25 protein-coding genes are annotated in these 22,802 nt (G+C 73.3%); 14 read left to right on the top strand and 11 right to left on the bottom strand.

Features of this window, described 5'->3' with window-relative positions; translation table 11 throughout:
- Positions 1-10: 10 nt before the first annotated feature.
- Positions 11-778, bottom strand: a complete 768-nt coding sequence (locus tag ABD976_RS07980; protein ID WP_345359625.1) for an IclR family transcriptional regulator — start codon at positions 776-778, stop codon at positions 11-13.
- Positions 779-918: 140 nt separating this feature from the next.
- Between ABD976_RS07980 and ABD976_RS07975 the strand changes: the two genes are divergently transcribed.
- The 8 genes from ABD976_RS07975 (at position 919) to ABD976_RS07940 (ending at position 9,503) form a co-directional block, all read left to right on the top strand.
- Complete coding sequence (locus ABD976_RS07975) at positions 919-1,962, top strand: Bug family tripartite tricarboxylate transporter substrate binding protein (RefSeq protein ID WP_345359622.1); 1,044 nt, start codon at positions 919-921, stop codon at positions 1,960-1,962.
- Positions 1,959-2,462, top strand: a complete 504-nt coding sequence (locus ABD976_RS07970; RefSeq protein ID WP_345359620.1) for a tripartite tricarboxylate transporter TctB family protein — start codon at positions 1,959-1,961, stop codon at positions 2,460-2,462. Before ABD976_RS07975 ends, ABD976_RS07970 begins: the two co-directional genes overlap by 4 nt.
- 1 nt (position 2,463) lies before the next feature.
- Positions 2,464-3,987, top strand: a complete 1,524-nt coding sequence (locus ABD976_RS07965) for a tripartite tricarboxylate transporter permease (protein WP_345359617.1) — start codon at positions 2,464-2,466, stop codon at positions 3,985-3,987.
- A 418-nt stretch (positions 3,988-4,405) separates the two neighbouring features.
- Positions 4,406-4,783 (top strand): hypothetical protein, encoded by a 378-nt coding sequence (locus ABD976_RS07960; RefSeq protein ID WP_345359614.1) that lies wholly within the window; start codon positions 4,406-4,408, stop codon positions 4,781-4,783.
- Positions 4,784-4,912: 129 nt separating this feature from the next.
- Positions 4,913-6,496, top strand: a complete 1,584-nt coding sequence (locus ABD976_RS07955) for a serine/threonine-protein kinase (RefSeq protein WP_345359611.1) — start codon at positions 4,913-4,915, stop codon at positions 6,494-6,496.
- A gap of 361 nt (positions 6,497-6,857) precedes the next feature.
- Entirely contained in the window at positions 6,858-7,061 is a 204-nt protein-coding gene (locus ABD976_RS07950) for a hypothetical protein (protein ID WP_345359606.1), read from the top strand.
- Positions 7,062-7,272: 211 nt separating this feature from the next.
- The gene (gene sbnA, locus ABD976_RS07945; protein ID WP_345359603.1) at positions 7,273-8,253 is read left to right on the top strand and encodes a 2,3-diaminopropionate biosynthesis protein SbnA; all 981 of its coding nucleotides are present in this window, start codon (positions 7,273-7,275) and stop codon (positions 8,251-8,253) included.
- Entirely contained in the window at positions 8,250-9,503 is a 1,254-nt protein-coding gene (locus ABD976_RS07940; RefSeq protein ID WP_345359600.1) for an MFS transporter, read from the top strand. The genes sbnA and ABD976_RS07940 overlap by 4 nt, the downstream gene beginning before the upstream one ends.
- Here the strand turns inward: ABD976_RS07940 and ABD976_RS07935 are convergent.
- Together ABD976_RS07935 and ABD976_RS07930 are read right to left on the bottom strand one after the other, a co-directional pair.
- The gene (locus ABD976_RS07935; protein ID WP_345359597.1) at positions 9,493-10,110 is read right to left on the bottom strand and encodes a cysteine hydrolase family protein; all 618 of its coding nucleotides are present in this window, start codon (positions 10,108-10,110) and stop codon (positions 9,493-9,495) included. The genes ABD976_RS07940 and ABD976_RS07935 overlap by 11 nt on opposite strands.
- Positions 10,111-10,175: 65 nt before the next feature.
- Positions 10,176-10,706: a helix-turn-helix domain-containing protein gene (locus tag ABD976_RS07930; RefSeq protein WP_345359594.1), complete on the bottom strand. Its 531-nt coding sequence runs from the start codon at positions 10,704-10,706 to the stop codon at positions 10,176-10,178.
- Positions 10,707-10,771: 65 nt separating this feature from the next.
- Here ABD976_RS07930 and ABD976_RS07925 point away from each other — a divergent pair, with 65 nt between their 5' ends.
- Together ABD976_RS07925 and ABD976_RS07920 are read left to right on the top strand one after the other, a co-directional pair.
- Positions 10,772-11,656, top strand: a complete 885-nt coding sequence (locus ABD976_RS07925; RefSeq protein WP_345359591.1) for an alpha/beta hydrolase — start codon at positions 10,772-10,774, stop codon at positions 11,654-11,656.
- A 32-nt stretch (positions 11,657-11,688) separates the two neighbouring features.
- Positions 11,689-12,534 (top strand): CPBP family intramembrane glutamic endopeptidase, encoded by an 846-nt coding sequence (locus ABD976_RS07920; protein WP_345359588.1) that lies wholly within the window; start codon positions 11,689-11,691, stop codon positions 12,532-12,534.
- A 58-nt stretch (positions 12,535-12,592) separates the two neighbouring features.
- Here ABD976_RS07920 and ABD976_RS07915 read toward each other — a convergent pair whose 3' ends face one another.
- Genes ABD976_RS07915 through ABD976_RS07895 form a run of 5 tightly spaced genes read right to left on the bottom strand, consistent with a single transcriptional unit; the run spans position 12,593 to position 15,224 of the window.
- Positions 12,593-13,039 (bottom strand): hypothetical protein, encoded by a 447-nt coding sequence (locus tag ABD976_RS07915; protein WP_345359585.1) that lies wholly within the window; start codon positions 13,037-13,039, stop codon positions 12,593-12,595.
- A complete protein-coding gene (locus tag ABD976_RS07910; protein ID WP_345359582.1) occupies positions 13,036-13,539 on the bottom strand; it encodes a hypothetical protein in 504 nt (167 codons plus the stop codon). Before ABD976_RS07910 ends, ABD976_RS07915 begins: the two co-directional genes overlap by 4 nt.
- Positions 13,532-14,032, bottom strand: a complete 501-nt coding sequence (locus ABD976_RS07905) for a WXG100-like domain-containing protein (RefSeq protein WP_345359579.1) — start codon at positions 14,030-14,032, stop codon at positions 13,532-13,534. The genes ABD976_RS07910 and ABD976_RS07905 overlap by 8 nt, the downstream gene beginning before the upstream one ends.
- The gene (locus ABD976_RS07900; RefSeq protein ID WP_345359576.1) at positions 14,029-14,355 is read right to left on the bottom strand and encodes a WXG100 family type VII secretion target; all 327 of its coding nucleotides are present in this window, start codon (positions 14,353-14,355) and stop codon (positions 14,029-14,031) included. The genes ABD976_RS07905 and ABD976_RS07900 overlap by 4 nt, the downstream gene beginning before the upstream one ends.
- A 17-nt stretch (positions 14,356-14,372) precedes the next feature.
- Positions 14,373-15,224: a hypothetical protein gene (locus tag ABD976_RS07895; RefSeq protein ID WP_345359573.1), complete on the bottom strand. Its 852-nt coding sequence runs from the start codon at positions 15,222-15,224 to the stop codon at positions 14,373-14,375.
- A gap of 271 nt (positions 15,225-15,495) precedes the next feature.
- On the opposite strand from ABD976_RS07895, the gene ABD976_RS07890 reads away from it, so the two are divergent.
- Positions 15,496-16,341, top strand: coding sequence for a hypothetical protein (locus ABD976_RS07890; protein WP_345359570.1), 846 nt, complete (start codon positions 15,496-15,498; stop codon positions 16,339-16,341).
- 3 nt (positions 16,342-16,344) lie between these two features.
- Here the strand turns inward: ABD976_RS07890 and ABD976_RS07885 are convergent, their stop codons facing one another.
- On the bottom strand, positions 16,345-17,256 hold the full coding sequence (locus ABD976_RS07885) for a LysR family transcriptional regulator (protein ID WP_345359567.1): 912 nt from the start codon (positions 17,254-17,256) through the stop codon (positions 16,345-16,347).
- A 72-nt stretch (positions 17,257-17,328) separates the two neighbouring features.
- Between ABD976_RS07885 and ABD976_RS07880 the strand changes: the two genes are divergently transcribed.
- Entirely contained in the window at positions 17,329-18,777 is a 1,449-nt protein-coding gene (locus ABD976_RS07880; RefSeq protein WP_345359564.1) for an MFS transporter, read from the top strand.
- Positions 18,778-18,835: 58 nt separating this feature from the next.
- On the opposite strand, the gene ABD976_RS07875 is transcribed toward ABD976_RS07880, so the two are convergent.
- Positions 18,836-19,531 (bottom strand): hypothetical protein, encoded by a 696-nt coding sequence (locus tag ABD976_RS07875; RefSeq protein WP_345359561.1) that lies wholly within the window; start codon positions 19,529-19,531, stop codon positions 18,836-18,838.
- 323 nt (positions 19,532-19,854) lie between these two features.
- Between ABD976_RS07875 and ABD976_RS07870 the strand changes: the two genes are divergently transcribed.
- Together ABD976_RS07870 and ABD976_RS07865 are read left to right on the top strand one after the other, a co-directional pair.
- On the top strand, positions 19,855-20,622 hold the full coding sequence (locus ABD976_RS07870) for a L,D-transpeptidase family protein (protein ID WP_345359558.1): 768 nt from the start codon (positions 19,855-19,857) through the stop codon (positions 20,620-20,622).
- A gap of 59 nt (positions 20,623-20,681) precedes the next feature.
- Positions 20,682-21,152, top strand: a complete 471-nt coding sequence (locus ABD976_RS07865) for a hypothetical protein (RefSeq protein WP_345359555.1) — start codon at positions 20,682-20,684, stop codon at positions 21,150-21,152.
- Between the two features lie 402 nt (positions 21,153-21,554).
- On the opposite strand, the gene hisC is transcribed toward ABD976_RS07865, so the two are convergent.
- Positions 21,555-22,607, bottom strand: a complete 1,053-nt coding sequence (hisC, locus tag ABD976_RS07860; protein WP_345359552.1) for a histidinol-phosphate transaminase — start codon at positions 22,605-22,607, stop codon at positions 21,555-21,557.
- Between the last annotated feature and the right edge of the window lie 195 nt (positions 22,608-22,802).

The following is a 22,802-nucleotide window of genomic DNA, read 5'->3' as shown; positions in this document are numbered from 1 at the left end:
TCCCTCCGATCTACTGGGAGCTGCCCGGAACGAGTCCGATGCGGGAGACCTCGTCGGCGGCGCGCCGGACCGCCGCAGCGAACTCGACCACCTTCTCGTCCGTGAAGCGCGGGGTCGGTCCGCCCAGGCCCAGCGCGGCGACCACCCGGTTCGCCGAGTCGAGCACCGGAGCCGACAGCCCGGAGGCGCCCAGTTCCCGTTCCCCGTGGGTGACCGCGTAGCCCTGCTCGGCGGCGTGCGCGACCTGGGCGCGCAGGTCCGCGACCGCGACCTCGGCGGTGGCGCTGATCCGTTCGAGCAGCGCGTCGTCGGCATCGGCGAGCAGCACCTTGCCTGCCGCGCCCGACCACAGCGGCAGTTCGTCGCCGACGCGCACGACGTGGCGCAGGGCTTGCGGCCCCTCCTCCTGGGCGACGCACACCCGGTGGATGTCGCTGCGGACGTAGACGTTCACCGTCTCCCCGCAGTGCTGGGCGAGGTCCCGGATGATCTGGCGGGCGGGCTCGGAGAGCTGCCAGGCGGAGCGGGCCAGCCGCGACCAGCGCAGCAACCCGGGGCCGGCCGAGTACTCCCCGGCTCCCGCCGCCCACAGCAGGCCACGCCGTTCCAACGTGCTGACCAGCCGCAACGTGGTGGTCTTCGCGAGACCGCTGGCCTCGGCCAGCTCCCGCACGTTCCACCGCGAACTTCCCTCGGTGAACAGCGCGAGCAGGTCGAGCGCGCGCAGGACGCTGCGCACCCCGGCCTCCTCGGCCGGGCCGTCGTCCTTGGCGTTCATGGCGGGCTTCTCCCCTCGTGACTGTTGCCACCCGTCCGGGTGAGCCCTACAGTAGCCGGAACCATCAGGCGGTTCAAACGGACCACTCTGCGGACCCGCCGTGGGTCAGGCGCTCGACGACGCACGCCAAGGAGCACGCAATGCAACCACCCGCCCCACCGCCCTCGGGCGCTTCGCCGGATCCCGGCGGCACCTCGCGTCGGCGGCTGCTCACCAACGCGGCGGCCCTCGTCCTGGGCACCGCGGTGGTCGGCGCCGGATTCGCCGACGCCCGGAGCGGGGCCGGAGGTGGCGCCGGACCTCGGGACCGGTTGCACCTGCTGGTGCCCGCGGCACCCGGCGGTGGCTGGGACTCGGTCGCGCGCGAGGTGCAGGCGGTCGCCCAGCAACACGCGCTGGCGGGCACCATCGAGATCCTCAACGTGCCGGGGGCCGCGGGCACGATCGGGTTGGCCCGGCTGGTCAACCAGGCCGGTCGCGGGGACACGCTCATGATGACCGGGACCGTGATGATGGGCGGCATCGAAGTGACCGGTTCGCCGCACACGTTGCGCGACGCCACCCCGATCGCCCGGCTGGCCGACGACTACGCCGTGGTCGCCGTGCCCGCCGGATCGCCGTTCGCCCGGATCGACGACCTGCTCGCCGCCTGGCGCGCGAACGCGGCGGGCGTGGTCGTCGGCGGCGGCTCGATCGGGGGCACCGACCACCTGCTCGCCGGGATGCTCAGCAAGTCCGCGGGGGCCGACCCCCGGGACCTCAACTACATCGCCTACGCCGGTGGTGGTGAGGCGGTGGCGGGCGCGCTCAACGGCAGCCTCGACGTGGTCGTGTCCGGTTACACCGAACTCGCCGGGCAGTTCGAGTCCGGACAGCTGCGGGCGCTCGGGATCTCCGCTGCCCGGCCGGTCGAGGCGATCCCGGTGCCGTCGTTCCGGGAGCAGGGGGTGGACGTCGAACTGGCGAACTGGCGCGGCCTGTTCGCACCGCCGGGAATCGACCGCGGGCAGCGGCAGGAACTCGAATCGCTCGTCGCCGACGTCCACGGCACGCCGGAATGGCGGCGAACGCTGACGACGAACTCCTGGCAGGACACGTTCCAGACCGGGGACGAGTTCGAGCGCTTCGTCCGCAACGAGACCGACCGCATCGAGCGGATCAGCGAAGAACTGGGGCTGTCATGACCGCCGCGAGGGACGAGACGAGCAGCGCTGCGCCGCCACGACGCACCGCCGACCTCCTGGTCGCCGCCCTGGTGACCGGCATCGGCGCCTTCCTGCTGCACGGCGCCGCGACCATGGACGTGCCCGACACCGCGGGGTTCCTGGGTCCCCGCTTCTTCCCCACCGCGGTCGGGGCGTTCCTGGCCGGGCTGGGGGTCCTGTCCGCCATCCGGACGTTCTGGCGGGGCCGCACGGCCGCCGAGCCGCCGCGGGACCGCGTCGACTGGAAACCGCTCGGCGTGGTCGGCGCGACGCTGCTGCTGCACCTGCTGCTGCTCGACGTGCTCGGCTGGATCATCGCCGGAGCGCTGCTGTTCTGGGGCGTCTCCTACGCGCTGGGCAGCCGACGCGTGCTGCGCGACCTGGGCATCTCCTTCGTCGTCGCGGCCGCGGTCCAACTCGGCTTCTCCGCCGGGCTCGGCCTGAACCTGCCCGCCGGAATCCTGCTGGGAGTGGTGTGACGTGGAGACCTTCTCGCTGCTGCTCGGCGGATTCGCCGACGCGCTGACCCCGATGAACCTGCTGTGGTGCCTGATCGGAGTGGTGCTCGGCACCGCCGTGGGGGTGCTGCCGGGCCTCGGCTCCGCGATGGCGGTCGCGCTGCTCGTGCCCGTCACCTTCACGCTCGACCCCACCGGCGCGTTCATCATGTTCGCGGGCGTCTACTTCGGCGGGCAGTTCGGCGGTTCCACCACCGCGATCCTGCTCAACACCCCGGGGCAGAGCTCGTCGCTGGTCACCTCGTTCGAGGGCTACCAGATGGCCAAGCGCGGCCGGGCGCCGCAAGCCCTGGCCACCTCGGTGCTCGGCTCGTTCCTGTCGAGCATCGCCGCCGTCACCCTGGTGTCGTTCTTCGCCCCGGCGATGGTGGACCTGGCGGTGAACTTCGGCCCGGCCGAATACTTCGCGCTCGCCGTGTTCGCCTTCCTCGCCACCTCCGCGGTGGTGTCGGGCGATGCGCTGCGCGGACTGGTCTCGCTGGGGATCGGGTTGGCGCTGGCCATGGTCGGCATCGACGAGCAGAGCGGCGCGGTGCGGCTCACGCTCGGCTCGTCCCAACTCCTCGACGGGGTCAGCATCGTCGTCATCACCGTCGGCCTGCTCGCCATCGGCGAAGTGCTGCACGTGGCCTCCACGGCGGGCAGCCGACCGGCCACCGGGACCATCGCCTCCGGACGCCCCTGGATGAGCCGCGACGACCTGAGCCGGTCCTGGCGCCCCTGGATCCGCGGCACGATCCTCGGGCTGCCGTTCGGCGCGATCCCCGCCGGCGGCTCGGAGATCCCCACGTTCCTGTCCTACGGCGCGGAGAAGCACCTCGCCGCCCGCCGCGGGCGCAGCGAATTCGGCACCGGCGCGATCGAAGGGGTCGCCGGTCCGGAAGCCGCCAACAACGCGACGGTCGCGACCTCGCTGGTCCCGCTGCTCGGGCTCGGCCTGCCCACCTCCGCCACGGCGGCGATCATGCTCGGTGCCTTCCAGCAGTACGGCATCCAACCCGGGCCGCTGCTGTTCACCGAGGAAGCGGACCTGGTGTGGGCGTTGCTGGCCAGCCTGTTCGTCGGCAGCGTGATGCTGCTGGTGCTGAACCTGCCGTTCGCCCCGGTCTGGGCCAAGCTGCTGCGCATCCCGAGCAACTACCTCTACGCGGGCATCGTCGTGTTCGCCACCCTCGGCGTCTACGCCGCGAAGTCCTCGCTCACCGACGTCGTGCTGCTCTACGTCATCGGCGCGCTCGGCTTCGTGCTGCGCCGCCACGGCTTCCCCATCGCCCCGGTGCTCATCGGCGCGATCCTCGGGCCGCTGGCCGAGAGCGAACTCCGCCGCGCGCTGGCCATCAGCCAGGGCGACATCGGGATCCTCTTCGACAGCCCCGTCGCCCTCGCCCTCTACGGGATCATCGGAGTCGCCATCGTGCTCAAGCTGATCCACGTGGCACGAACCCGAGCGGCGCGGGCGCGACCGGCACCACAGCTCGACGACTGATCCGGCGGTGCCGAATGGCCGGTGCTGCCGCGGGGACGGTTGCGGTCGGTGGTCGAATTCGGATTCGGTTAATGGCATTCACCAATGGGCGGGAGAAGGGGTCGGGCCGACCGCGGAATTGTCCGAACGCGCGCGCCGGGGCTTCATTCCGGACGGCGGACGGCGACCGCATCCGACCCGATCCACCTGCGAAGACGGCGTCCGCGGAAGGTGGCCACCGCGGTGGCGATCCGGTCGGCGGCGGGCACGGTCCGATTCGGCGATTTCGCACATCGCGGACAGGGGTGCGGCGGGTCGTTCGCGGTTACCAGGAGTAGGGCGTGAATGAATTTCACATAAAATGGTTGTGGGGGTGCTCTCACGAAGTGCTGACCGAGAGGTATTGCGCATTCGAACGCGGCATTTGAAACTGCCCGCGATGAGCTACCACCCCCAGGGCCGCGCGCCGCGCGATCAGCCCCACTACCCACGGCAAGAACAGCCGCCCCACCGCGATCACGACGGCGAGCGCCATCGCGAGCGGGCGGACTCGGAGTCGGTCGCGGGCGTCGTGCGCGTGGTGATCGGCGCGATCGTCGCCATCTTCGTGCTGCACGTCCTGTTCGTGGTCTTCGACGCGAACCAGGGCAACGGCTTCGTGACGTTCGTCTACGGGGCGGCGAAGGTCTTCGTGCTCGGCCTCGGCGACGTGTTCACCCCGGACGACGCACTGCTCGGCCTGGTGCTCAACTACGGGCTGGCCGCGCTGGTGTACCTGGTCATCGGTCAGCTGGTCATCAAGGCCCTGCGGCGCTGAGCAGCGCGCCCCGGGGGTGCGACCCCCGCTCCCGGGGCGCCCGGCCCGGTCGGGATGCTGGTGCTCGGGCCGCGGTGGCCTCGTGCCCTGCGCGGGCAGCCGAGGTCGGCCCGGGGAGGAGGGACGATCGTGAGCCAGGTGGTCAACCTGCTCGCCGACCGGTACCGGCTCGAACGTCGGCTCGGCAGCGGGGCCATGGGCGTCGTGTGGCTCGCCACCGACGAGCGGTTGCGGCGGCCCGTGGCCGTCAAGCAGCTGATCGTGCGGACCGGCTTCGATCCGGCGCGCTCCGAGGAAGCCCAGCAGCGCGCGCTGCGGGAGGGCCGCATCGCGGGGCGGCTGCACCATCCGAACGTCGTCGCGGTGCACGACGTGGTGGAGCACGACGGCCTACCCGTCCTGGTCATGGAGTACCTGCCGTCGCGCAGCCTCGCCGACGTGCTCGCCGAGTCGGGCGCGATGGCGGTCGGGACGGTGGCGACCATCGGTGCGCAAGCGGCGTCCGCGCTGGCCGCGGCGCACGGGGCGGGGATCATCCACCGGGACGTCAAACCCGGCAACGTGCTGCTCGGCGACGACGGCACGGTCAAGCTCACCGACTTCGGGATCTCCTTGGCCGCGGGTGACGTGTCGGTGACGCAGACCGGGATGCTCAACGGCACGCCCGCCTTCCTCGCGCCGGAGATCGCCCGCGGGCAGCGGCCGACACCGGCTTCGGACGTGTTCTCGCTCGGCGCCACGCTCTACGCCGCCCTCGAAGGGCGCCCTCCCTTCGGCGACGAGACCGAGAACTCGCTGGCCGTGCTGCACCAAGCCGCCGCGGGGCAGGTCCCGCCGCCCCAGCGGGCCGGCGCCCTCCTCCCGCTGCTGGCGGGGATGATGCACGACGACCCCGCGGCCCGGCCGACGCCGCAGCAGGCGGGCGAATTCCTCCGCGCCGTGGCGGACGGGTCGCCGGTGGCGACCGAGCACAGCTCGCCGGAGGCCCGCACCCAGCCGCTCCCGGTGTTCGGCGAAGCGGCCACCGCGCCGAGGCCCTTCGCCCGGCACAGCGGCACGCGGGTCGCGGAGCACCCGGCCGGTGCCCGGGAGGTCACCGCGGCGTCGGCCGGCGCTGCGGTCCGGCGGCACCGCACGCCGTTGTCCGTCCTGGGCGCGGTGCTCGTCGCGGTCGTCCTCGCGCTCGTGCTGGTCCCGCAGCGCGACGACCCCCCGCCTCGGCCCGCGCCGGTCGCGGCACCCGCGGACCTGGAGCGGGTCGTGGCCGACTACTACGCGCTGTTGCCCGAACGTCCCGGCGATGCGTGGACGAGGCTGGGCCCCGCGCTGCGGGCCCGGGGGCACGGCGCCTACGAGGACCGGTGGAACGCGGTGCACGCGGTCGGGGTCATCGAACCGCCGCGGGCCACCGGCCACGACGTCCACGTCGGGGTCGAGCTGCGCATGGCCGACGGCAGCACGGTCCGCGAGTTCCACCGGCTCGGCATGACCCCGAACACCAGCACCCCGCTGATCGAGTCCGACACCGTCGTCCGCAGCGAGACGACGGCACCGCCCCCGCCTCCCTTGATCATCGAGCGGCCCGCGCCCGACGAGGACGAGAAGGCGGAGGAGAAGAAGGGCCGCGGCGAGGAGGAGGGCCGTGGCGAGGAGAAGGGCCGCGGCGAGAAGGACAAGAAGGGCGAAGAGGACAAGAAGGGCGAGGAGGGCTAGCCCTCCGGTCCGGCGCATCGCGACCCGGATTCCGGGCATTCACCGTGTTCGGCCGACAAGGCGGGGTTCGATTGAGTTCCCGGGGTGATAAGACCCATGCCGGTCGCCGGAGTCGGACCGGTTCTGGTTAGGGTGGGGAACCATGCTGCGAGCATTCATCCCCGGGCGCGGAGGTACCGCGTTCGTCATGGTGTTCGCTCTTTCGGCCTTCTTGGTGTGCCTCCTTTCGCCGCACCACTCGTGGGCGGAGGAATCCGCGCGGTCGGGCGTGTCCGCGTCCGCGGGCCACGCCTCCGCCGCGGACGCCGCTGCGGCATCGGACGCGGATCACCCGGATGGCGGCGAGGACCATCCGGCGCCGGTGTGCCACGCGACGAACGGGCACGTGGCGGACGTGGTGAAGCCGGTCCAGGGGCTGCTCGCGGGACTTCTCGCGGCGCTGTTCGTCGCGGTCGCCGCCGTGCGGCCCGATGCCCGGGCGCGGGCCCGGTGGTGGTCGACCCGACCGCTCACCTTCCTCTCAGGTTTCCGCCTGCTGCTCGCCCTCGGCGTGTCGCGGACCTGATCGCATTCCGCAGGATGATGTGAACTCTCGCTGAACAATTCCTGAGAGACATCACTTCCTTTCTCAGATATCGCCGACTTCGCTGCTGCCGCCATTGCGCGCAGCCGGTCGGAAATTCGTTCACCGCCCGCGTCGAAATCGCGGTCGGTTCCGTTGACGTGAATGCGTTCGGCCCCGCGCGCGTGTCGTGGTGGCCGACCGGGAGGTTGTCGTGACGTACGAATCCGTTCTGGACGCCGTTGGTTCGACCCCGCTGGTCCGGTTGCGGCGGTGCTTCCCCCGCCCCGGGGTCGAGGTGCTGGCCAAGCTGGAGATGCTCAACCCGTGCGGGAGCATGAAGGACCGCCCCGCGCGCTACATCGTCGAGCAGGGCGTCCGCGAGGGCACGCTGCGGCCGGGGATGCGGCTGGTGGAGAGCACCTCCGGCAACCTCGGCGTGGCGCTGGCCGTGGCCGCCCGGATGCACGGGCTGTCGTTCACGGCGGTGGTGGACCCGAACACCTCCGCGACGAACCTGCGGCTGCTGGACCTGTTCGGCGCCGACGTGGACATGGTCACCGAACCCGACGAGGCCGGTGGCTACCTGCACACCCGGGTGCACCGCGCGCGCGGCCACGCCGAGGCCGACCCGCACGTGGTGTGGATCAACCAGTACGCCAACGAGCGCAACTGGAAGGCCTACTACGACACGGTCGGCCCCGAGATCCTGCGGCAGGTGTCCGGGCCGATCGACTACCTGGTCGGCCCGGTGTCCACCACGGGATCGTTGCAGGGCACCGCGCGGCGGCTGCGCGAGTCGAACCCCGGGCTGCGGGTGGTGGCCGTCGACGCGGTCGGCTCGGTGATCTTCGGGGCCCCGCCGCGCAAGCGCCGCATCCCCGGGTTCGGCGCCAGCCGCGTGCCGGAGATCGCCAACCCGGACGACATCGACGAGGTCGTCCACGTCGCCGACCTGGACTCGGCCGCGGGCTGCCGGCGGCTGGTCGAGACCGAAGGCGTCCTGGCCGGCGGCTCCTCCGGTGCGGTGATCTCCGCGCTCGACGGGCTGGTGCGACGCCTGTCCGGTCCGGCGCGGGTGGTCGCGCTGCTGCCCGACCGCGGGGAGCGCTACCTCGACACGGTCTACGACGACGCCTGGGTCGAGGAGCTGAAGGACGAGGCCACCCGCGACGACCTGGCGGAGGCCCCGTGAGCACGGCCGACCGCGTCCAGCGGCGCAACCTCGTGCTGCTGTGGGCGAGCCAGTTCACCAACACCGCGGGCCTGATGGTGCTCGTGCCGATCATGCCGTTCTACGTGCAGGGCATGGGCGTGCGCGGCACGGCCGAGGTCCAGACGTGGGCCGGCGTGGCGATCGCGGCGCCCGCGCTGGCGTTGACCGTGGCGACCCCGCTGTGGGGCCGCCTCGGCGACCGCGTCGGACGGCACTGGATGGTCGTGCGCGCACTGGTCGGGCTCGCCGCGTCGATGGTGGTGATGGCCGTCGCGAGCAACCCGGTCGCGCTGGTCGTGGGGCGGCTGCTGCAAGGCACCCTCGGCGGGGTCGTCGAGGCCGCCCAAGCCTTCGCCAGCGCGGTCGGCCCGGGTGACAAGCGCGGCTCGGCGCTGGGCAAGTCCTTCAGCGCCACCGCCGCCGGTTCCCTCACCGGGCCGGTGCTCGGCGGCGCCCTCGTCGGCGCCGGTCAGCTCGACGGGCTGATGCTGGCCATCGCCGCCATCGCCACCCTGCTCGCCGGGGCCTGCGCGCTCGGGCTGCGCGATCCGCGCGCCGCCCGGCCCGGAACCCGCCCCGCACCGCAGGACCGCTCCCGGCGGCCCGGGTTCTGGCGGACCGGCTTCTGGCAGGTCCCCGGGGCGGCACCGCTGGCGGTGGCCGCGGTCGCCGCCTACCTCGGCGTCTACGGGCTGATCCCGGTCTTCGCCGAACACGTGCAGCGAGGGTTCCCGTCCGGCCAGGCCGGGCTCTGGGTGGGGGTCTTCCAATCGGTGACGTGGGGGGCGACGCTGATCGCCTCGTTCTGGTGGGGACGGCACAACGACCGGGCCCAACGCCCGGTGCGCGCCCTGGCCATCGCGGCGACGGCCTGCGGGGTGAGCATCGCCGCCCAGGCGCTCCCGCTCGGCGCGGCCGGCCTGGTCGTGCTGCGGATCGTGCAGGGGGCGAGCTTCGCCGCGCTGGCCCAGTCGCTGTTCTTCCACGTCGGCAAGCACGCCCCGGAGGAACGTCGCAGCGGTTGTGTGGGCGCTGCCAACAGCTTCCTGCTCGCGGGCCAATCGGCGGGACCGCTGCTGGCCGGTCCGATGGCCGTCGTCCTGCCCACCCACGCCTCGATCGCGCTGCTGGGTGCCGCGTGCGCGGTGGCCGGGCTGTGCTGCGTCCGGGCGCTGCGGGGCGAGCACCCGCACCGGGACCACGACCGCGCCGAGGTGCTCACCGGATGAGCGGGCCGCCGCCCGCGGCGAGCAGCCGCACGGCGTCGTCGGCGGTGCGGCACCCGGCCGTGGTCAGCTCCAGGGCGGCCAGCGACGCCTCGTGCGCGGTCTCGTCGGCGGCGGCCACGCAGTCGCGGACGACGTGGACGTGGAACCCGAGATCGGTGGCGTGGCGGGCGGTCTGCTCCACGGTCAGGTTCGTCGCGACCCCGGTGATCAGCAGCGTCCCGATGTCCCGGGCGCGCAACCGGTCGGCGAGGTCGCCGCCCGCGAGCCCGGAGAGCTTCTGGTTGTCCACCACCAGGTCCGGCTGGTCCGCCATCGCGGCGATCAGGGCTGATCCCGGCGAGTCCGGCCGGAACGACTCGCGCGCGTCGTCGACCGCCCGCATGAACCCGGTGTTGCGCACCAGCTCGCCGCCGCCCGCGGGCACGGTGAACCGGGTGAACACCAGCTCGGCGCCCGCTTCGGCCGCGGCGGCGTGGAACCGCGCCGCGCGCTCCACCACGCCGCTGCGGGCGACCGGCTCGGCGAGCATGCCGCCGAAGAAGCCCTCGGGTTCGATCACGTTGACCTGCCAGTGCAGTGCCAGCACGGCACACCTGCTCCCGTCCATGCGCCGAGTCTGCCGCAGCGCGAGCCCGTTCGGCGGGGCATCCGGCGGGCGGGCGGCGCGCGGCCTCAGCCCTCGGTGGCCTTGTCCGGGACGAGGACCAGGCTGATGACGTGCCGGGTGCGGCCGTCGCCGGGCGTGGTGCGGCGTTCGACGGCGGCTTCGAGCTCGTCGACGAGTTCGGCGAACTCCTCCTCGGTGACCCACACCGCGCCCTGCCGGTAGAGGACGCCTTCGCGGGCGGGTTCGGCGTCGTCCCGGGAGAGGTAGCGGTCGAAGTCGGCCATCAGGGCCCCGGTGAAGACGGTGAAGGCCTGCCGGTGGTCGTCCTTGGTCATGGTGGTGCGCGCGTCGTCGTCGACGAGGGCCTGGTCCTGGCGCACCCGGTAGCTGCGCTCGACGGTGCCGCGCACGGGCGTTTCCCGCACCACGTCGAGGATCCCGGCCTGGGTGAGGGCGGCGACGTGCCGGTACATGGTGGCCGGGGCGACGTCGGGCAGCCGGTCGCGCAGTTGGGCGGTGGTGAGCTCGCCCGAGCCGAGCAGGGTCTGCAGGATCCGCAGCCGGACGGGGTGGAGGAGGAGATCCGCGGTTGCCATGCCCTCATGGTCTCACATCTGATAACGTTCTCAACGTTGAGAACAATGAGAGGTGGAGCGCAGCCTTGTCCGACGTCGACATGACGGTCACCGCGGCCGACGGGACCCCGCTGGCCGGGACCCTGACCCTGCCCGCCGGGACCGGACCGCACCCCGCTGTCCTGCTGCTGCACGGCTCCGGGCCGCTGGACCGCGACGGCAACACCCGGAAGCTCCGGGTGGACCTCGGTCCGCAACTGGCCGCCGCCCTCGCGGCGCGCGGCATCGCCACGCTGCGCTACGACCGGCGCGGCGTCGGTGCCACCCCCGGCGACCCCCGGGCCACCGGCTTCACCGACCACCGCGAGGACGCCGCCGCCGCGGTGCGCGCCCTGTCCGCCCGCCCCGAGATCCGCTCCGGTGCCGTCGCCGTCGTCGGCCACAGCGAAGGCGCCCTGCACGCCACGGCCCTCGCCGCCCGCGACGACGTGCGGGCGGCGGTGCTGCTGGCCGGCTACGCCCGCCCGGGCGAGGAGGCGATGCGCTGGCAGGTCCGCTCGCTGCTCGGGACCATGCCCGCCCCCGTCCGGCTCCTGCGCCGCCCGCTGCGCGCCGCGGGTCCGCGGGTGCTCGCCCGGATCAAGCGCGGCGGATTCCCGCTCGGCTCCCGCTGGCTCCGCGAGAACCTGGTGCACGACTCCCGCGACGACCTCGCCGCCGCCACGGCGCCCGTGCTGGCCGTCACCGGCGCCAAGGACCTCCAGGTCGACCCGGCCGACCTGGACGTGATGCGGCGGCTGGTGCCGGGCGGGGCCGAGGTCCACCGCGTCCCGGACCTCACCCACCTGCTGCGCCGCGACACCGGGCGGCACACCCTGCGCTCCTACCCCCGGCTGCTGCGCGAGCCGGTCGACGCCGACCTGCTCTCGCTCGTCACCACCTGGCTCGCCCACCGGCTCGACGCCGCGTGAACCCCCCGACCCACACCACCAGGAGTCCTGACATGTCCGCACCCGCGAACCCGCACCGCGGCGACCTGATCCTGTTCATGGCCGCCACCTTCACCGCGAGCTGGGCGGCCTGGGCCGTGGCGATCGCGCTCGGCGGCCCGGCGGCCAACCCCGCCGCGCTCGTGCCCCACCTGCTCGGCGCCTTCGGCCCGATGGTCGGCGCGCTGGTGCTCCGGATCCGCCGCGCCCGGCGCGGTGCACCCGTCCCCGAGCACGCGGTCCGGTTCCGGCCGGCGCACCTGGTCGGGGCGCCGCTGCTGCTGGTGCTCGCCTCGGCCACCGTGCTGGGGGCCGTCCTGCTGGCGCACGTCGCGGGCGGCCCCGGCGTGAGCGCGGAGGGCGCGCTGGCCGCGGTGCAGGGCTCGGGCGGGCTCGCGGTGTTCCTGGTCAACATGGTCGTGGCCGGTCCGCTGGCCGAGGAGCCGGGTTGGCGCGGGACCGCCTACCCGCGGCTGCGCGCGTCGATGGGCCGCTTCCGGATCGGCCTGGTGCTGGGCGTCATCTGGGCCGTGTGGCACCTGCCGCTGTTCTTCCTGGACGGGACCGTCCAGCACCAGCTCGGTCTGCTGAGCCCGAGCGGCGTGCTCTTCGCCGTCAGCTCCATCCCGATGACCATGCTGGTGTGCTGCGCCTACGAGCGCGCCGGGGTCCTCGCCGCGATCGCGGTGCACTTCGCTACCAACACGACGATGGTCCTGCTGGGCGTGCACGCCCCGGTGGCGCAGGCGATGATCATGGGCTTCCAGGTGATCGTCGTCGCGGTCCTGCTGGCCACCCAGCGCCGGGGGAGCGGGCCGACCGCCGAGCCCGCCGCCCGGCCGCAGCCCGCCGTCGGCTGAGGCGCGGGCCGCACGGCAGGTCGGGCACCCGGTGCCCGACCTGCCGATCGCGGTGTCCTCAGACCGGGTTGAGCATGGCGGTGAGCCTGAGGGTCCGGTCGTGCGCGTCGAACTCGAAACGCAGGTAGCGGTTGTTGACCGCGTACCGGTCGAAATCCGGCCCGACCCGCTCCGGGCTGCCCAGGAAGGCCGTGACCTCGGCGCGGGTGGCGGTGGGGGACAGCCCCTCCACCAGCGCCGCCGGTCGCGGGTACACCCCGTAGGGCTCCTCCTCGTCGTTGGGCTGCGTCCGCACCACGGCGCCGATCAGGACGTCCTCTTCGAACATCAGCTCCGTGCCGGAATCGTTGAAGGTGTAGTGCGTCGACTTCTCACCGCCGAAGTCGAATTCCTCGACCTCCATTTTGGGGCCGACCAGGACGACCGCTTCGAGGATGCGGTCATCGCCCTTGCGGAGTCCCATCAGGTCCAGCATCACGGCCATTTCGCCGGTGACCGTACTCATATACCCCTCTTCTTGTTCTCGGCGCGCAACTCGTCGAGGGCCCTGTCGACAGCCTGGGGCGAGTGACCATCGGCGATGAGGTTCCTGCGGGTCGTAGCATAGTCCCTCTTCGCCGCCGCGCTGAGATCGGCCGCGTCGGCGTCGATCTGGGCCTGCGTGTTCTTGCCCCGGTACGTGTCGCTCTTGGCGTGGACGGAGCTGGGAACCTCGATCGTGTTCCCCTCGTTGTGGATCTTCCGCTTCTCGGCCTTGGTCAGCGGCCCGCCGCGCTTCTTTTCCGCGGCCCTGATGAGCGCGGCCGAGGACGGGATGTGGTCGTGCTCCAATTTGTCGCCGACCTTTTCGAGCTTCTTGTTCTCGATGTAGGTCCGGACGTCGAGCGGCTTGACGGCACCGGGCACCGGCTTGCTCTTGCGGGACTTCTTCACGACCCCTTGCAGGAGACCGGCCGCGGCCTTGCCCGCCGCGCTCCCCGCGCCGCTGCCCTTGCTGCTACCCATCGAGCACCGAGCTGATCGCCAGGTCGAGCGCCTGGTCCAGCAGCAGGTCGGTGATCTGCCGGAAGACCGGGATCTGAAGCAGCGAGGCCCCGAAGGTCGGCACCGCGGTGGCGATCGCCTGGGCGATCTGGACCGCGAGCATCGCCAACTGCGCGATCACGGTGGTCTTCAGCGCCAGGACCACACCGGCGCACGTGTTGAGCCCGGTGCTCATCAGCGCGCAGGCGGCGGCGCCGTCGTCGAGGTTCTGCTTCGGCGCCTCGCCGTCGGACCAGAACGTCCCGAACTGCTCCACCGCCGCACCGGAGTTGTTGCTCAGCACCTGCTGGGCCTGGTCGTCCGCCCCGGCCGCGGCGGGTTCGAGGCGCTCGCCGAACGACGACCACTGACCGGCGAGGTCGAAGAGCTTGCCCTCATCGCTGAGCGGCCAGCTGAAGCCGAGGGTGTTGAGCACGGCGGACAGCTCGGGCGGCAGCATGAGCCCGGTCGTCATGCCATCCCTCCCACCAACTGCTGGAAGGAGTCCTGGTTCGCGGTGTCGATCTCGGCGTACTCGTCGGCCATGGACCGCAGGTTCTCGCCGATCTCCTTGAGGCGCCCGGCGTTGTCGTGGAAGGACTCGAAAGCCGCCTCGGAGGCGACCTGGTAGATCCCGGCGAGCGCCGACCCGAGGTCGTCGTCGCCGAAGGCGTCACCGAGGGCTGCGGTCTCGGCTTGGAACGCCGTGATCTCGCCGGACAGGTTCTGCCCGGTGTCCGCCAGCTCGTCGGCCGCCTTGCCCATGTCCTCGGGATGGACGTTGAATCCCGCTGCCACCGTGGTGCCTCCCCGCTCTAGTCGGCATCGCGCATGATCGAGGTCATGCTGTCCGTGTAGGTGCGCAAGTGCTGCATGCTCCGCTCGCGGACGGCGTCGGCCCGCTCCGCCAACCGCCCCAGCGCCTCCAGGTCGAGCGGTCCGCGCTCCACCGCCGCGCTGCGCTGCTCCCACTCCGCCAGCGCGTCGTTCACCGCCTGCTGCACCGCCTGGCCCAGTTCGCCGGGCGACATCCGCAGCGCGAAGCCGCTCAGGGTCAACCGGGTCAGCTCGCCCTGGGACACGGTGGCCATGACCTCGTCCGACTCGTCCCGCCCCGCGCCGGTGACCGGCGTCGCGGAGCCGTCGTCGAGCGCGGTCCGCATGGACCGCACGACCGCCATCGCCTCGTCGAAGAGGGAATCGAGGTGCTGCGGGGAAGCGTCGCCCGAGAGCTGGACCTTCCCGTCCAGCTTCGCCATCGACTGCTCCACCGCGCCCTGGATCCGGCGCATGGCCTGACCGCTCTCGCGCGCGAAATCCGCCATCTGGTCGCCGAGCGCGGCGAGGTCCGGCCCCGGGTCACCGGCCTTCGGGGACTGCGCCAGCGACCGGGTCAGGGCGCGGTTGATCGCCTCCCGCAGCAGCTCGGCGGCTTCGCCGCGCGACTGCCCGGTCACGCCCGCGCCGAGGACGACCGAGGTGATCCGCCGCTCCCGCAGCACGACGCGCACCGCGCCGTCCCCGGAAGTCCCCACCGCTTCCAGGTCCGGCGCTTCCCGGTCCGCCGGCTCCGGCGCCGTCGCCGCGGCGCCCTCCGCCCGGATCCGGGCCAAGCGCGCCCGCTGCTCGGCGAGAAGCCGCTCGTGGTCCTCCCCCTGCTGCGCCACAATTCCCCTCACGTCGCGAACACGGATGATCACGCTTGGTAAAGAGATTAGCGGCCCGCGAGACGGGTTCCAAGCCTCATCACCCGCGGCCGCGGGGCGCGGGCGGAATCGGTGCAGCACAGCGGCTCGGGCGGCGCGGTGACCCCGGACGCATCCGCTTTCCCGGCGCGGGCGGCGGCGTCGGAGTTCCCCGATTTCCGCCTCGTGCGGGCGAAGGCGGCGCTACGCTCGCGGCTTCGGCACTGCTCCTTCGGCATGGGGGGTGCGGACGGTGGTCGTGCAGCAGCCGGAGCGGTTCCGGCGGCGCGGTGGCGGTGGTCTGACCACGCCGAGGACGACGCTGCGGGTGCTGGCCGTGATGTTCCTGCCGTGGCAGGCGGCCAAGTTCCTGCACAAGCCCGCGGTGGGCCGCGATCCCCGAGGTCGGCTGCTGGACCGGCTCGCGTTCTGGCGCGCGGCGGTCGGGCTGGCCGTGGTCGTGTTCGCCAGCCACGAGCACCAGACCGTTCGCGAAGTGCTGGGCAACGTCCGGGACAAGACGGAGCAGACCGGGCAGTACGCCCTGATCGGCTTGCCCGCGGTGTTCCTCGTCCTGCTCCTGGTGACCCGCTCCGCGCACCGCCGCCGGCTCCTCGCCCGGCTACCGCGGCTGCTGCGCCGCGCGCTGATCGGGTTCGCCTCCATCTGGTCGCCGATCGTGTGGTTCGCCGTCTTCGTCGGCTTCTTCACCCTGGTCGAGGGCTGGACCGACGCGGATTCGCTGCTGCGGCTGGTGGTGTTCCTCGGGGGCGTCGCGGTGGCGATCCTCTGGGCCCTATGGACCAGCGTGTTCGTGACGTGCACGCTCTACTGGGCCGCGCGGACGAGCATCTGGTTGAGCGAGCTGCACCCGCTGCTCGCGCCGGTGGCGTCGGTGGGCCTGGTGCTGGTGGTCAGCGGGCTGGAGATCCACGGGGGCGACACCAAGGGCCTGCCGTACTGGCTGTGGCTGGGGCTGAACCTCTGCGGGCTGGTCTCGACGCTGGTGCTGGCCTTCTTCGAGTACCGCCACCTGCGCTCCTCCGGCTACCGGTTCCGCGACGGGCCGACGCGGCTCCCGGCCCGGCGCCCGGTGTGAGCCTCACCCCGGGTGCAGGGCGGTGGCGGCGCCGGTGATGGCCGACAGCGCCGTGGTGAGCACCGGGTGCTCGCGGCTGCCGAGGCGGCTGGCGGTGAGGATGCGGCGCACCGGCGCGGGTTCGCCGCGCAGCGGGATGCGCTCGACGGGCCGGCTCGCGTGCAGCCGGGCCAGCCGGGGCACCAGGATGATGCCGAACCCGTGGGCGACCAGGGCGGCTCCGGTCTCCCACTCGTCGGCGTAGTGCGCGATGTTCGGGGTGAACCCGGCCGCGGTGCAGGCGGTGAGCACCAGGTGGTGGTAGGTGCTGCCCGGGCGGCCCACGATCCACGGCTCCTCGGCGGCGTCGGCGAGCGTGGCGGTCGCGCGGGCGGCCAGCGGGTGCCCGCTGGGCACCACGAGGTCGAGCGGGTCGTCGAGCAGCGGTCGCTGGTCGAACCGGGTGTCCGAGCTGGGCGGGGTCTGAGCGGTGGCGATCACCAGCGCGAGGTCGGCGTCCCCGGCCAGCAGCAGGTCGAAGCAGCGGGCCGGCTCGGCTTCGATCACCCGGACGCCGAGCTGCGGGTAGTGGTCCCGCAGCGCCGCCGCGGCGGGCGGCAGCAGGTGCGAGGCGGCGGTGGAGAACCCGCAGAGCGTGAACGAGCCGCCGGTCTCCTCGGCCGCGGCGGCCAGTTCGGCGCGGGCCCGTTCCTCCTGGGCGTAGAGCAGCTCCGCGTGCCGGAGCACGGTCGTCGCGGCGGCGGTGAGCCGGATGCCCCGCCCGGACTGGGTCACCAGCTCGACGCCGAGCTCCGCCGCGAGCTGGCGCAACTGGTGCGAGACGGCCGAGGGCGTGTAGTGCAGCGCCGCTGCCGCCGCGGTGACCGTGCCGTGGTGGGCGACCATCTGGAGCACCCGCAGCTTCGGATCGACCATGCGAACATTTTGCACGATCGCGTTCGGAAAGGTTCGCTTTTCCTCAGCGGTCCGGCGCGCCAGGCTGGAGGCGTGGTGCTGAAGGGAATCTCCGACGACGGTGCGCCTCGGGGTGTGCGCTGGGCCGCCGGCCGCGCGCGCGAGGCGCGCACCGCGCTGTACCTGCTCGTCGTGCTCACCGCCGGGGCCTACCTGCCCAGCCCGCTGTACCCGCTCTACCAGCGCGAGTTCGGCTTCAGCGACCTCACCATGACCCTCGTCTACGCGATGTTCGCGCTGGTCAGCGTGCCGGTGCTGGTGCTGTTCGGCTCGCTGTCCGACGCGCTGGGCAAGCGCGCGGTGCTGCGCGGCGGCATCGCGCTGGCCGCCGTCGGCTCCGCGTGCTTCGCCTTCGCCGCGGACCCGGGCTGGTTGCTCGTCGGCCGCGCGGCGCAGGGCCTGGCGCTCGGCGCCTGCACCGGGGCGGCGACCGCGCTGATCGCCGAGTGCGCGGACCGCCGGGACCGGAACCGGGCCTCGGTGCTGGCCAGCACCGCGTTCGTGCTCGGCACCGCGGCCGGGCCGAGCGCGGCGGGGCTGCTCGCGCAGCACGCCCCGGCGCCGCGGGTGCTGCCCTACGCGCTGCACGCCGCGCTGCTCGCGATCGCCTGGCACCGGGTGGCCGCCGTGCCCGGGGCGCGCTCCGGGCGGTGGCGGCCGGAGCTGCCGCGCATCCCCCGGGGGAGCCGCCTGCGGTTCACCGCCGCCGCCGGTACCGGATTCCTCGCCTGGACCGCGGCGGGCCTGTTCCTGGCGGTCATCCCGGCCGCGCTCGGCCGGGCGGCCGGGGTCGACGACCTGGCCGTCATCGGCGGCGTCCTGGCCGCGGTGCTGCTCTGCTCCGCGCTCACCCAGCCGCTCGTCCCCCGGCTCGGCGCGCGGCGGGCGCAGCTCGCCGGGCTCGCCGGTCTCGCGGTCGGCCTGGCCGCGCTGGCGTTCACCGGCGGCGGTTCGGTGCCGGTGACCCTGCTCGCGGCGGTGGCCACCGGGCTCGGGCACGGGCTCGCCTACGGCGGGGCCAGCGCCGCCATCGCCGCCGACGACCGGCGCGGCGCGGTCACCTCCGCCCTGTACCTGGCGTTCTACCTGGGCGCCGGGATACCGGCGGTGGCGGTCGGCCTGCTGGCGGGACGGTTCCCGCTGACCACGGCGACCTCCTGGCTCAGCGCCGCCGCCGTGGTGCTCGTCCCGCTGGTCGCCCTGGCCGTCCTGCGCACCGCGGTGGTCGGGCGGCCGCCTGCCACCCGGCCGCTCGTCCGGACCGTGCTCACCGAGGCCCGCACCGTCGTCGACGCCCGGGTGCGCTTCCTCGGCGGCCCCCGGGTCGAGCACCACCGGGCCGAGCACCGCCGGATCGGGCACCGCCGGATCGACCGGGCACCCGCCGCGCCGGTCCCGCACCGGCGGCACCCGGGAGCCGCGCACGTCCGCACCGCCCCGGCTCCGCAGCGACCCCGCGAGGACGTCGCGGCAGGCGTCTGAAGGGCGAGCCCCGAGACGGGCGCGCCGCTCGCCTGCGCCCGCAGGCGAGCGGCTTTCCTCAGGTGTTCTCGGCGGAGCGCTTGGGGTCGTAGTGGTCGGTCTCCGGCTTGGCCACTTCCTCCTCGCTGACCCGCTCCTCACCGCGCTTGCGGAAGAACTGGAAGCCCGGGATGCCGACGATGGCCCGTCGCACGTCGTGGGTGACCTCCAGCAGCTCGTGGATCTCCGGGCCGACCCGGTCGAGCGTGCGCAGGATCGGCAGCACGTCGGTGAGCACGTGCTCGGTGAGCACCGGCAGCTCGTCGACCAGCCGGATCGCCGCGTCCACCTCCTTGTCCGAGATCTCCGAGACGAACCGGTCGGCCAGCGGGGCGCCCCGCTGCGCGATCGGCGCGTAGGCCTGGAGGAGCTGGTCGGCGGTGGAGGCGGAGCGGGCCGCCTCGTCGGCGATCCCGGCGGCCCGGTGCACCAGCGCCTCGGCCGCCGCCGAGATGCGCTGCGCTTCGGTGACGGTGGTGGCGGCGGCCTCGGCGGTGCCGCGCGCCTCGTCGACCAGGCCATCGGTGCGTTCCAGCAGCTCCTCCACCCGGCCCACGACCTCGTGCACGCGGGCCAGCAGCGATTCGGCGCTGTCGAGCAGCCCGAGCGCGCGGGCCGGGGCACCGGCGAGCGCGGTGGCGGAGTCGACGGCCCAGCTCGCGGTGGACTGCGCGAAGCCGAGCACGTCGCCGGGGGTGGGGATCCGGATGACCATGCCTCCACTGTGCCCGCTGGGCGCACCCGGCTGCCAGCCGATCGCGTGACGGGGCGGCCTCGGTGCGGAACCGCGTCGCGACCGCGTTGCACTACTGACGAAAGTTCACCCGCTAGAGCGAAAAACGCCACCTGAAGGAGTGGGCAACCTTCGCTCAAGGGCGACGCCGGACCCGGCCTGGGAGTCATTGTTCCTGGTCAGCGTATCCGCACCGGCCTTCATCGGGGTCCGGATCGCGGTGCTACGCGAGTCAGCAGGGGTTTAGCGTCCGGACGGCACCTGATCAGCGGGTGTCCGAGCCGCGCCGCCTCCGGGAGCCGAGCATGAGTTCAGCCGCACGCCGCATCGGGATCGCCGCCCTCGGCGTCGCCCTGGGCGCGCTGGCCGGATGCGGTCCCGCTCCGGCGCCGCCGCCGATGGCCATGATGGCCCCGGCCGTCGCGGGCCACCCCGCGGCGACCACCTTCACCGAGCTGCCCGGTGCCCCGCAGGACCCGGATCCGGGCGCCGAGACCGACGGCGTCGTGCTCCGGGTCGCCGAGGATCTGACCGTGCACGACGCGCCGGCGGGCGAGGTCTTCTCGACGCTGCCCGCCACCCAGCTCGACAACCCCACCTGGGTCCCGGTGATCGACCAGCGCGGCGACTGGGCGCAGGTGATGCTGCCGTCCCGGCCGAACGGTTCGGTCGGGTGGATCCGGGCGAGCGGCCTGCAGGCGGCGCGCTCGCCCTACGTCGTGGACGTCGACGTCGACGCCCGCCGGATGGTGGTGCGCCGGGACGGCGCGCCGATCGGCGAATGGGTCGTCGGGGTGGGCGGGCCCGCCTCCCCGACCCCGCGCGGGCGCACCTACATCATGGCCTCGATCGAGGAGACCGTGACCACGTTCAGCCCGATCATCCTGCCGCTGGGCACCCACTCGGAGACCTTCAACAGCTACGGCGGTGGTCCCGGCACCGTGGCGCTGCACGGGTGGCCCGACCCGGCCGTCTTCGGCCAGGACTCCAGCGACGGGTGCGTCCGGGTTCCCGCCGACGCGATGGAGCTGCTCACCACCCTGCCGCTGGGCACGGTGGTCCTGCTCCGGTGACTCGACCAGACCTCCGGGCGCCGACCGCCCGGGCAACCGAGGAAAAGGAAGTGCGACGAATGCGCAAGACTGCGTCCATCGCCGGTGTCGTCGCGGCGAGCGCCGGAATGCTGGCCGCCGGGTCCCCGGCGTTCGCCGACTCCGCCGACAACGACGGCGCCAACGTCGGCAACGGCAACAACCTGAACGTGCTGCCGATCAACCTCTGCGGCAACAACATCGCCATCCTGGGCGTGGTGGCGCCGATCGCCTCGGCGCTCGGCAGCGACTGCGAGAACGCCCCGATCGTCGACCACCCGAGCACGGGCGGCGAGGAGAAGGAGCCGGAGACCCCGCGCACCCCGGAGGACCCGGGCACGCCGCAGGACCCGGGCACGCCGGGCACTCCGGGCACGCCCGGCGCGCCGACCGACCCGATCCTGGGCCGGGGCGAGGCGCAGCCGCAGCGCCAGGTGTCCTTCTCGGGGGAGCTGCTGCCGACCGCGCCGGCCCCGGTCTCCGTCCAGGGCCACCACGCGGTGACCGGCTGACCGATCATGCGGACGGTTGATCACGACCACCCGATGGGATCTTCCTCGGGTGCGTCGTCGATCGACGTCGTCGCGACGCAGCTAGATTGCGGACCTGCGCAGATCATTGCGCACTCCAGTGGCCGCCGGACGCGGGCGGCTACACCCCCAGGGCGGTGGTGTCCGGCGAAGTACTCCCCCCTCTCTTCGCCGGACACCACCAGCCGGAGGACCTGATCCGGCGCACCTGAGGACCGCTTTCGCCAACGGCCCGCGTGGCGGTGCGGGTGGCGGAACCTCAGCGGCCTTCTCACTGCGGGATCCGCTCCTGATGTACCAGGCGCGTACACGGCGTCACGGCTGTCCTCGCGAGAAGACCGCTGAGCGGCACCGTCCGAGCACGGGCGGCGGTGCCGGTCGGGATCAGCGCGGGAAGGCGCGCGCCGCGGCGAGGAACGCGTCGTTCTCCTCGGGGCGGCCGATGGTGACCCGGGCGCCCTCACCGGCGAAGGCCCGCACCACGACCTTGTGCTCCAGGCAGTGCTCGCTGAACTCCGCGGTGCGCTCGCCGAGCGGCAACCAGACGAAGTTCGCCTGCGTCCCCGGCACCTCGTAGCCCTCGTCGACCAGCGCGCGGTGCACCCGCTCCCGCTCGGCGGCGACGTTGGCGCACCGGGTCCGCAGCTCGTCCTGCGCCGCCAGCGAGGCGATCGCGGCGGCCTGGGCGAGGGCGTTGACGCTGAACGGGATGCAGACCTTGCGCAGCGCGGCGGCGACCGGCTCGGAGGTCACCGCGTAGCCCACCCGCAGCCCGGCCAGCCCGTAGGCCTTGGAGAAGGTGCGCATCGAGGCGACGTTGTCCCGCTCGCGGGCCAGCTCCATGCCGTCGGGGGCGGCGGGGTCGGTGACGAACTCGAAGTACGCCTCGTCCAGGACCACCAGCACGTCCGAGGGCACCCGGTCCAGGAAGGCGGTGAGCTCGTCGCGGCGCAGCGTCGTGCCGGTCGGGTTGTTCGGCGTGCACACGAACATCAGCCGGGTGGCGGGGGTGATCGCGGCGAGTATCGCCTCCAGGTCCAGGGCGTGCTCGCCGGTCAGCGGCACCCGCACCTGCCGGGCCCCGGCGACCTGCGTGATGATCGGGTAGGCCTCGAAGGAGCGCCAAGGGAAGATCACCTCGTCGTCCGGGGTGCAGGTGGCCTGCACGAGCTGCTCGCACAGCGCCACCGAGCCGCAGCCGACGGCGACCCGCTCCGGGGCGACCGCGTAGTGCTCGGCCAGCGCGGCGGTCAGCGCGCCGACCCCCATGTCCGGGTAGCGGTGGATCTCGGCGCTCGCCTGCTGGATGGCCGCCACGGCGCTGGGCAGCGGCCCTTCCGAGACCTCGTTGCTGGCGAGCTTGATCGCGCCGGGCACGGTCCGCCCGGCCACGTAGGCGGGCAGCTCGTCGAGATCGGCACGCGTGCGCACGCTCATCGGCAGACTCCTATGCTCTCGGCCTACTGCGACGTTAACCGGTGGCTCCGCGTCGCCGTGCCCGGACCAGCGGAAAGGCTTCCTGCGACGGTCGGCCCAACACCATGCCTCCGATCGGTGACGGTCAGTGGAACTCGCTCCGCCAACCGGATGACGTGTTGCCCCGACGGGCCATCCCCGTGGTTACCTGCACGG

This window comes from Saccharopolyspora cebuensis (assembly GCF_039542665.1).
GTDB lineage: Bacteria > Actinomycetota > Actinomycetes > Mycobacteriales > Pseudonocardiaceae > Saccharopolyspora > Saccharopolyspora cebuensis.
The sequence above is the reverse complement of the archived record's forward strand: the minus strand, read 5'-3'. Positions and strand labels throughout refer to the sequence as shown.

What these genes read in the sequence shown, in the direction of transcription:
- ABD976_RS07970 (WP_345359620.1), top strand. Translation starts at nt 1,959, where the DNA reads ATGACCGCCGCGAGGGACGAGACGAGCAGCGCTGCGCCGCCACGACGC.
- ABD976_RS07915 (WP_345359585.1), bottom strand. Translation starts at nt 13,039, where the DNA reads ATGAGTACGGTCACCGGCGAAATGGCCGTGATGCTGGACCTGATGGGA.
- ABD976_RS07865 (WP_345359555.1), top strand. Translation starts at nt 20,682, where the DNA reads ATGCGCAAGACTGCGTCCATCGCCGGTGTCGTCGCGGCGAGCGCCGGA.
- ABD976_RS07885 (WP_345359567.1), bottom strand. Translation starts at nt 17,256, where the DNA reads ATGGTCGATCCGAAGCTGCGGGTGCTCCAGATGGTCGCCCACCACGGC.
- hisC (WP_345359552.1), bottom strand. Translation starts at nt 22,607, where the DNA reads ATGAGCGTGCGCACGCGTGCCGATCTCGACGAGCTGCCCGCCTACGTG.
- ABD976_RS07905 (WP_345359579.1), bottom strand. Translation starts at nt 14,032, where the DNA reads ATGACGACCGGGCTCATGCTGCCGCCCGAGCTGTCCGCCGTGCTCAAC.
- ABD976_RS07870 (WP_345359558.1), top strand. Translation starts at nt 19,855, where the DNA reads ATGAGTTCAGCCGCACGCCGCATCGGGATCGCCGCCCTCGGCGTCGCC.
- ABD976_RS07960 (WP_345359614.1), top strand. Translation starts at nt 4,406, where the DNA reads ATGAGCTACCACCCCCAGGGCCGCGCGCCGCGCGATCAGCCCCACTAC.
- ABD976_RS07975 (WP_345359622.1), top strand. Translation starts at nt 919, where the DNA reads ATGCAACCACCCGCCCCACCGCCCTCGGGCGCTTCGCCGGATCCCGGC.
- ABD976_RS07980 (WP_345359625.1), bottom strand. Translation starts at nt 778, where the DNA reads ATGAACGCCAAGGACGACGGCCCGGCCGAGGAGGCCGGGGTGCGCAGC.
- ABD976_RS07875 (WP_345359561.1), bottom strand. Translation starts at nt 19,531, where the DNA reads ATGGTCATCCGGATCCCCACCCCCGGCGACGTGCTCGGCTTCGCGCAG.
- ABD976_RS07910 (WP_345359582.1), bottom strand. Translation starts at nt 13,539, where the DNA reads ATGGGTAGCAGCAAGGGCAGCGGCGCGGGGAGCGCGGCGGGCAAGGCC.
- ABD976_RS07920 (WP_345359588.1), top strand. Translation starts at nt 11,689, where the DNA reads ATGTCCGCACCCGCGAACCCGCACCGCGGCGACCTGATCCTGTTCATG.
- ABD976_RS07935 (WP_345359597.1), bottom strand. Translation starts at nt 10,110, where the DNA reads ATGGACGGGAGCAGGTGTGCCGTGCTGGCACTGCACTGGCAGGTCAAC.
- ABD976_RS07930 (WP_345359594.1), bottom strand. Translation starts at nt 10,706, where the DNA reads ATGGCAACCGCGGATCTCCTCCTCCACCCCGTCCGGCTGCGGATCCTG.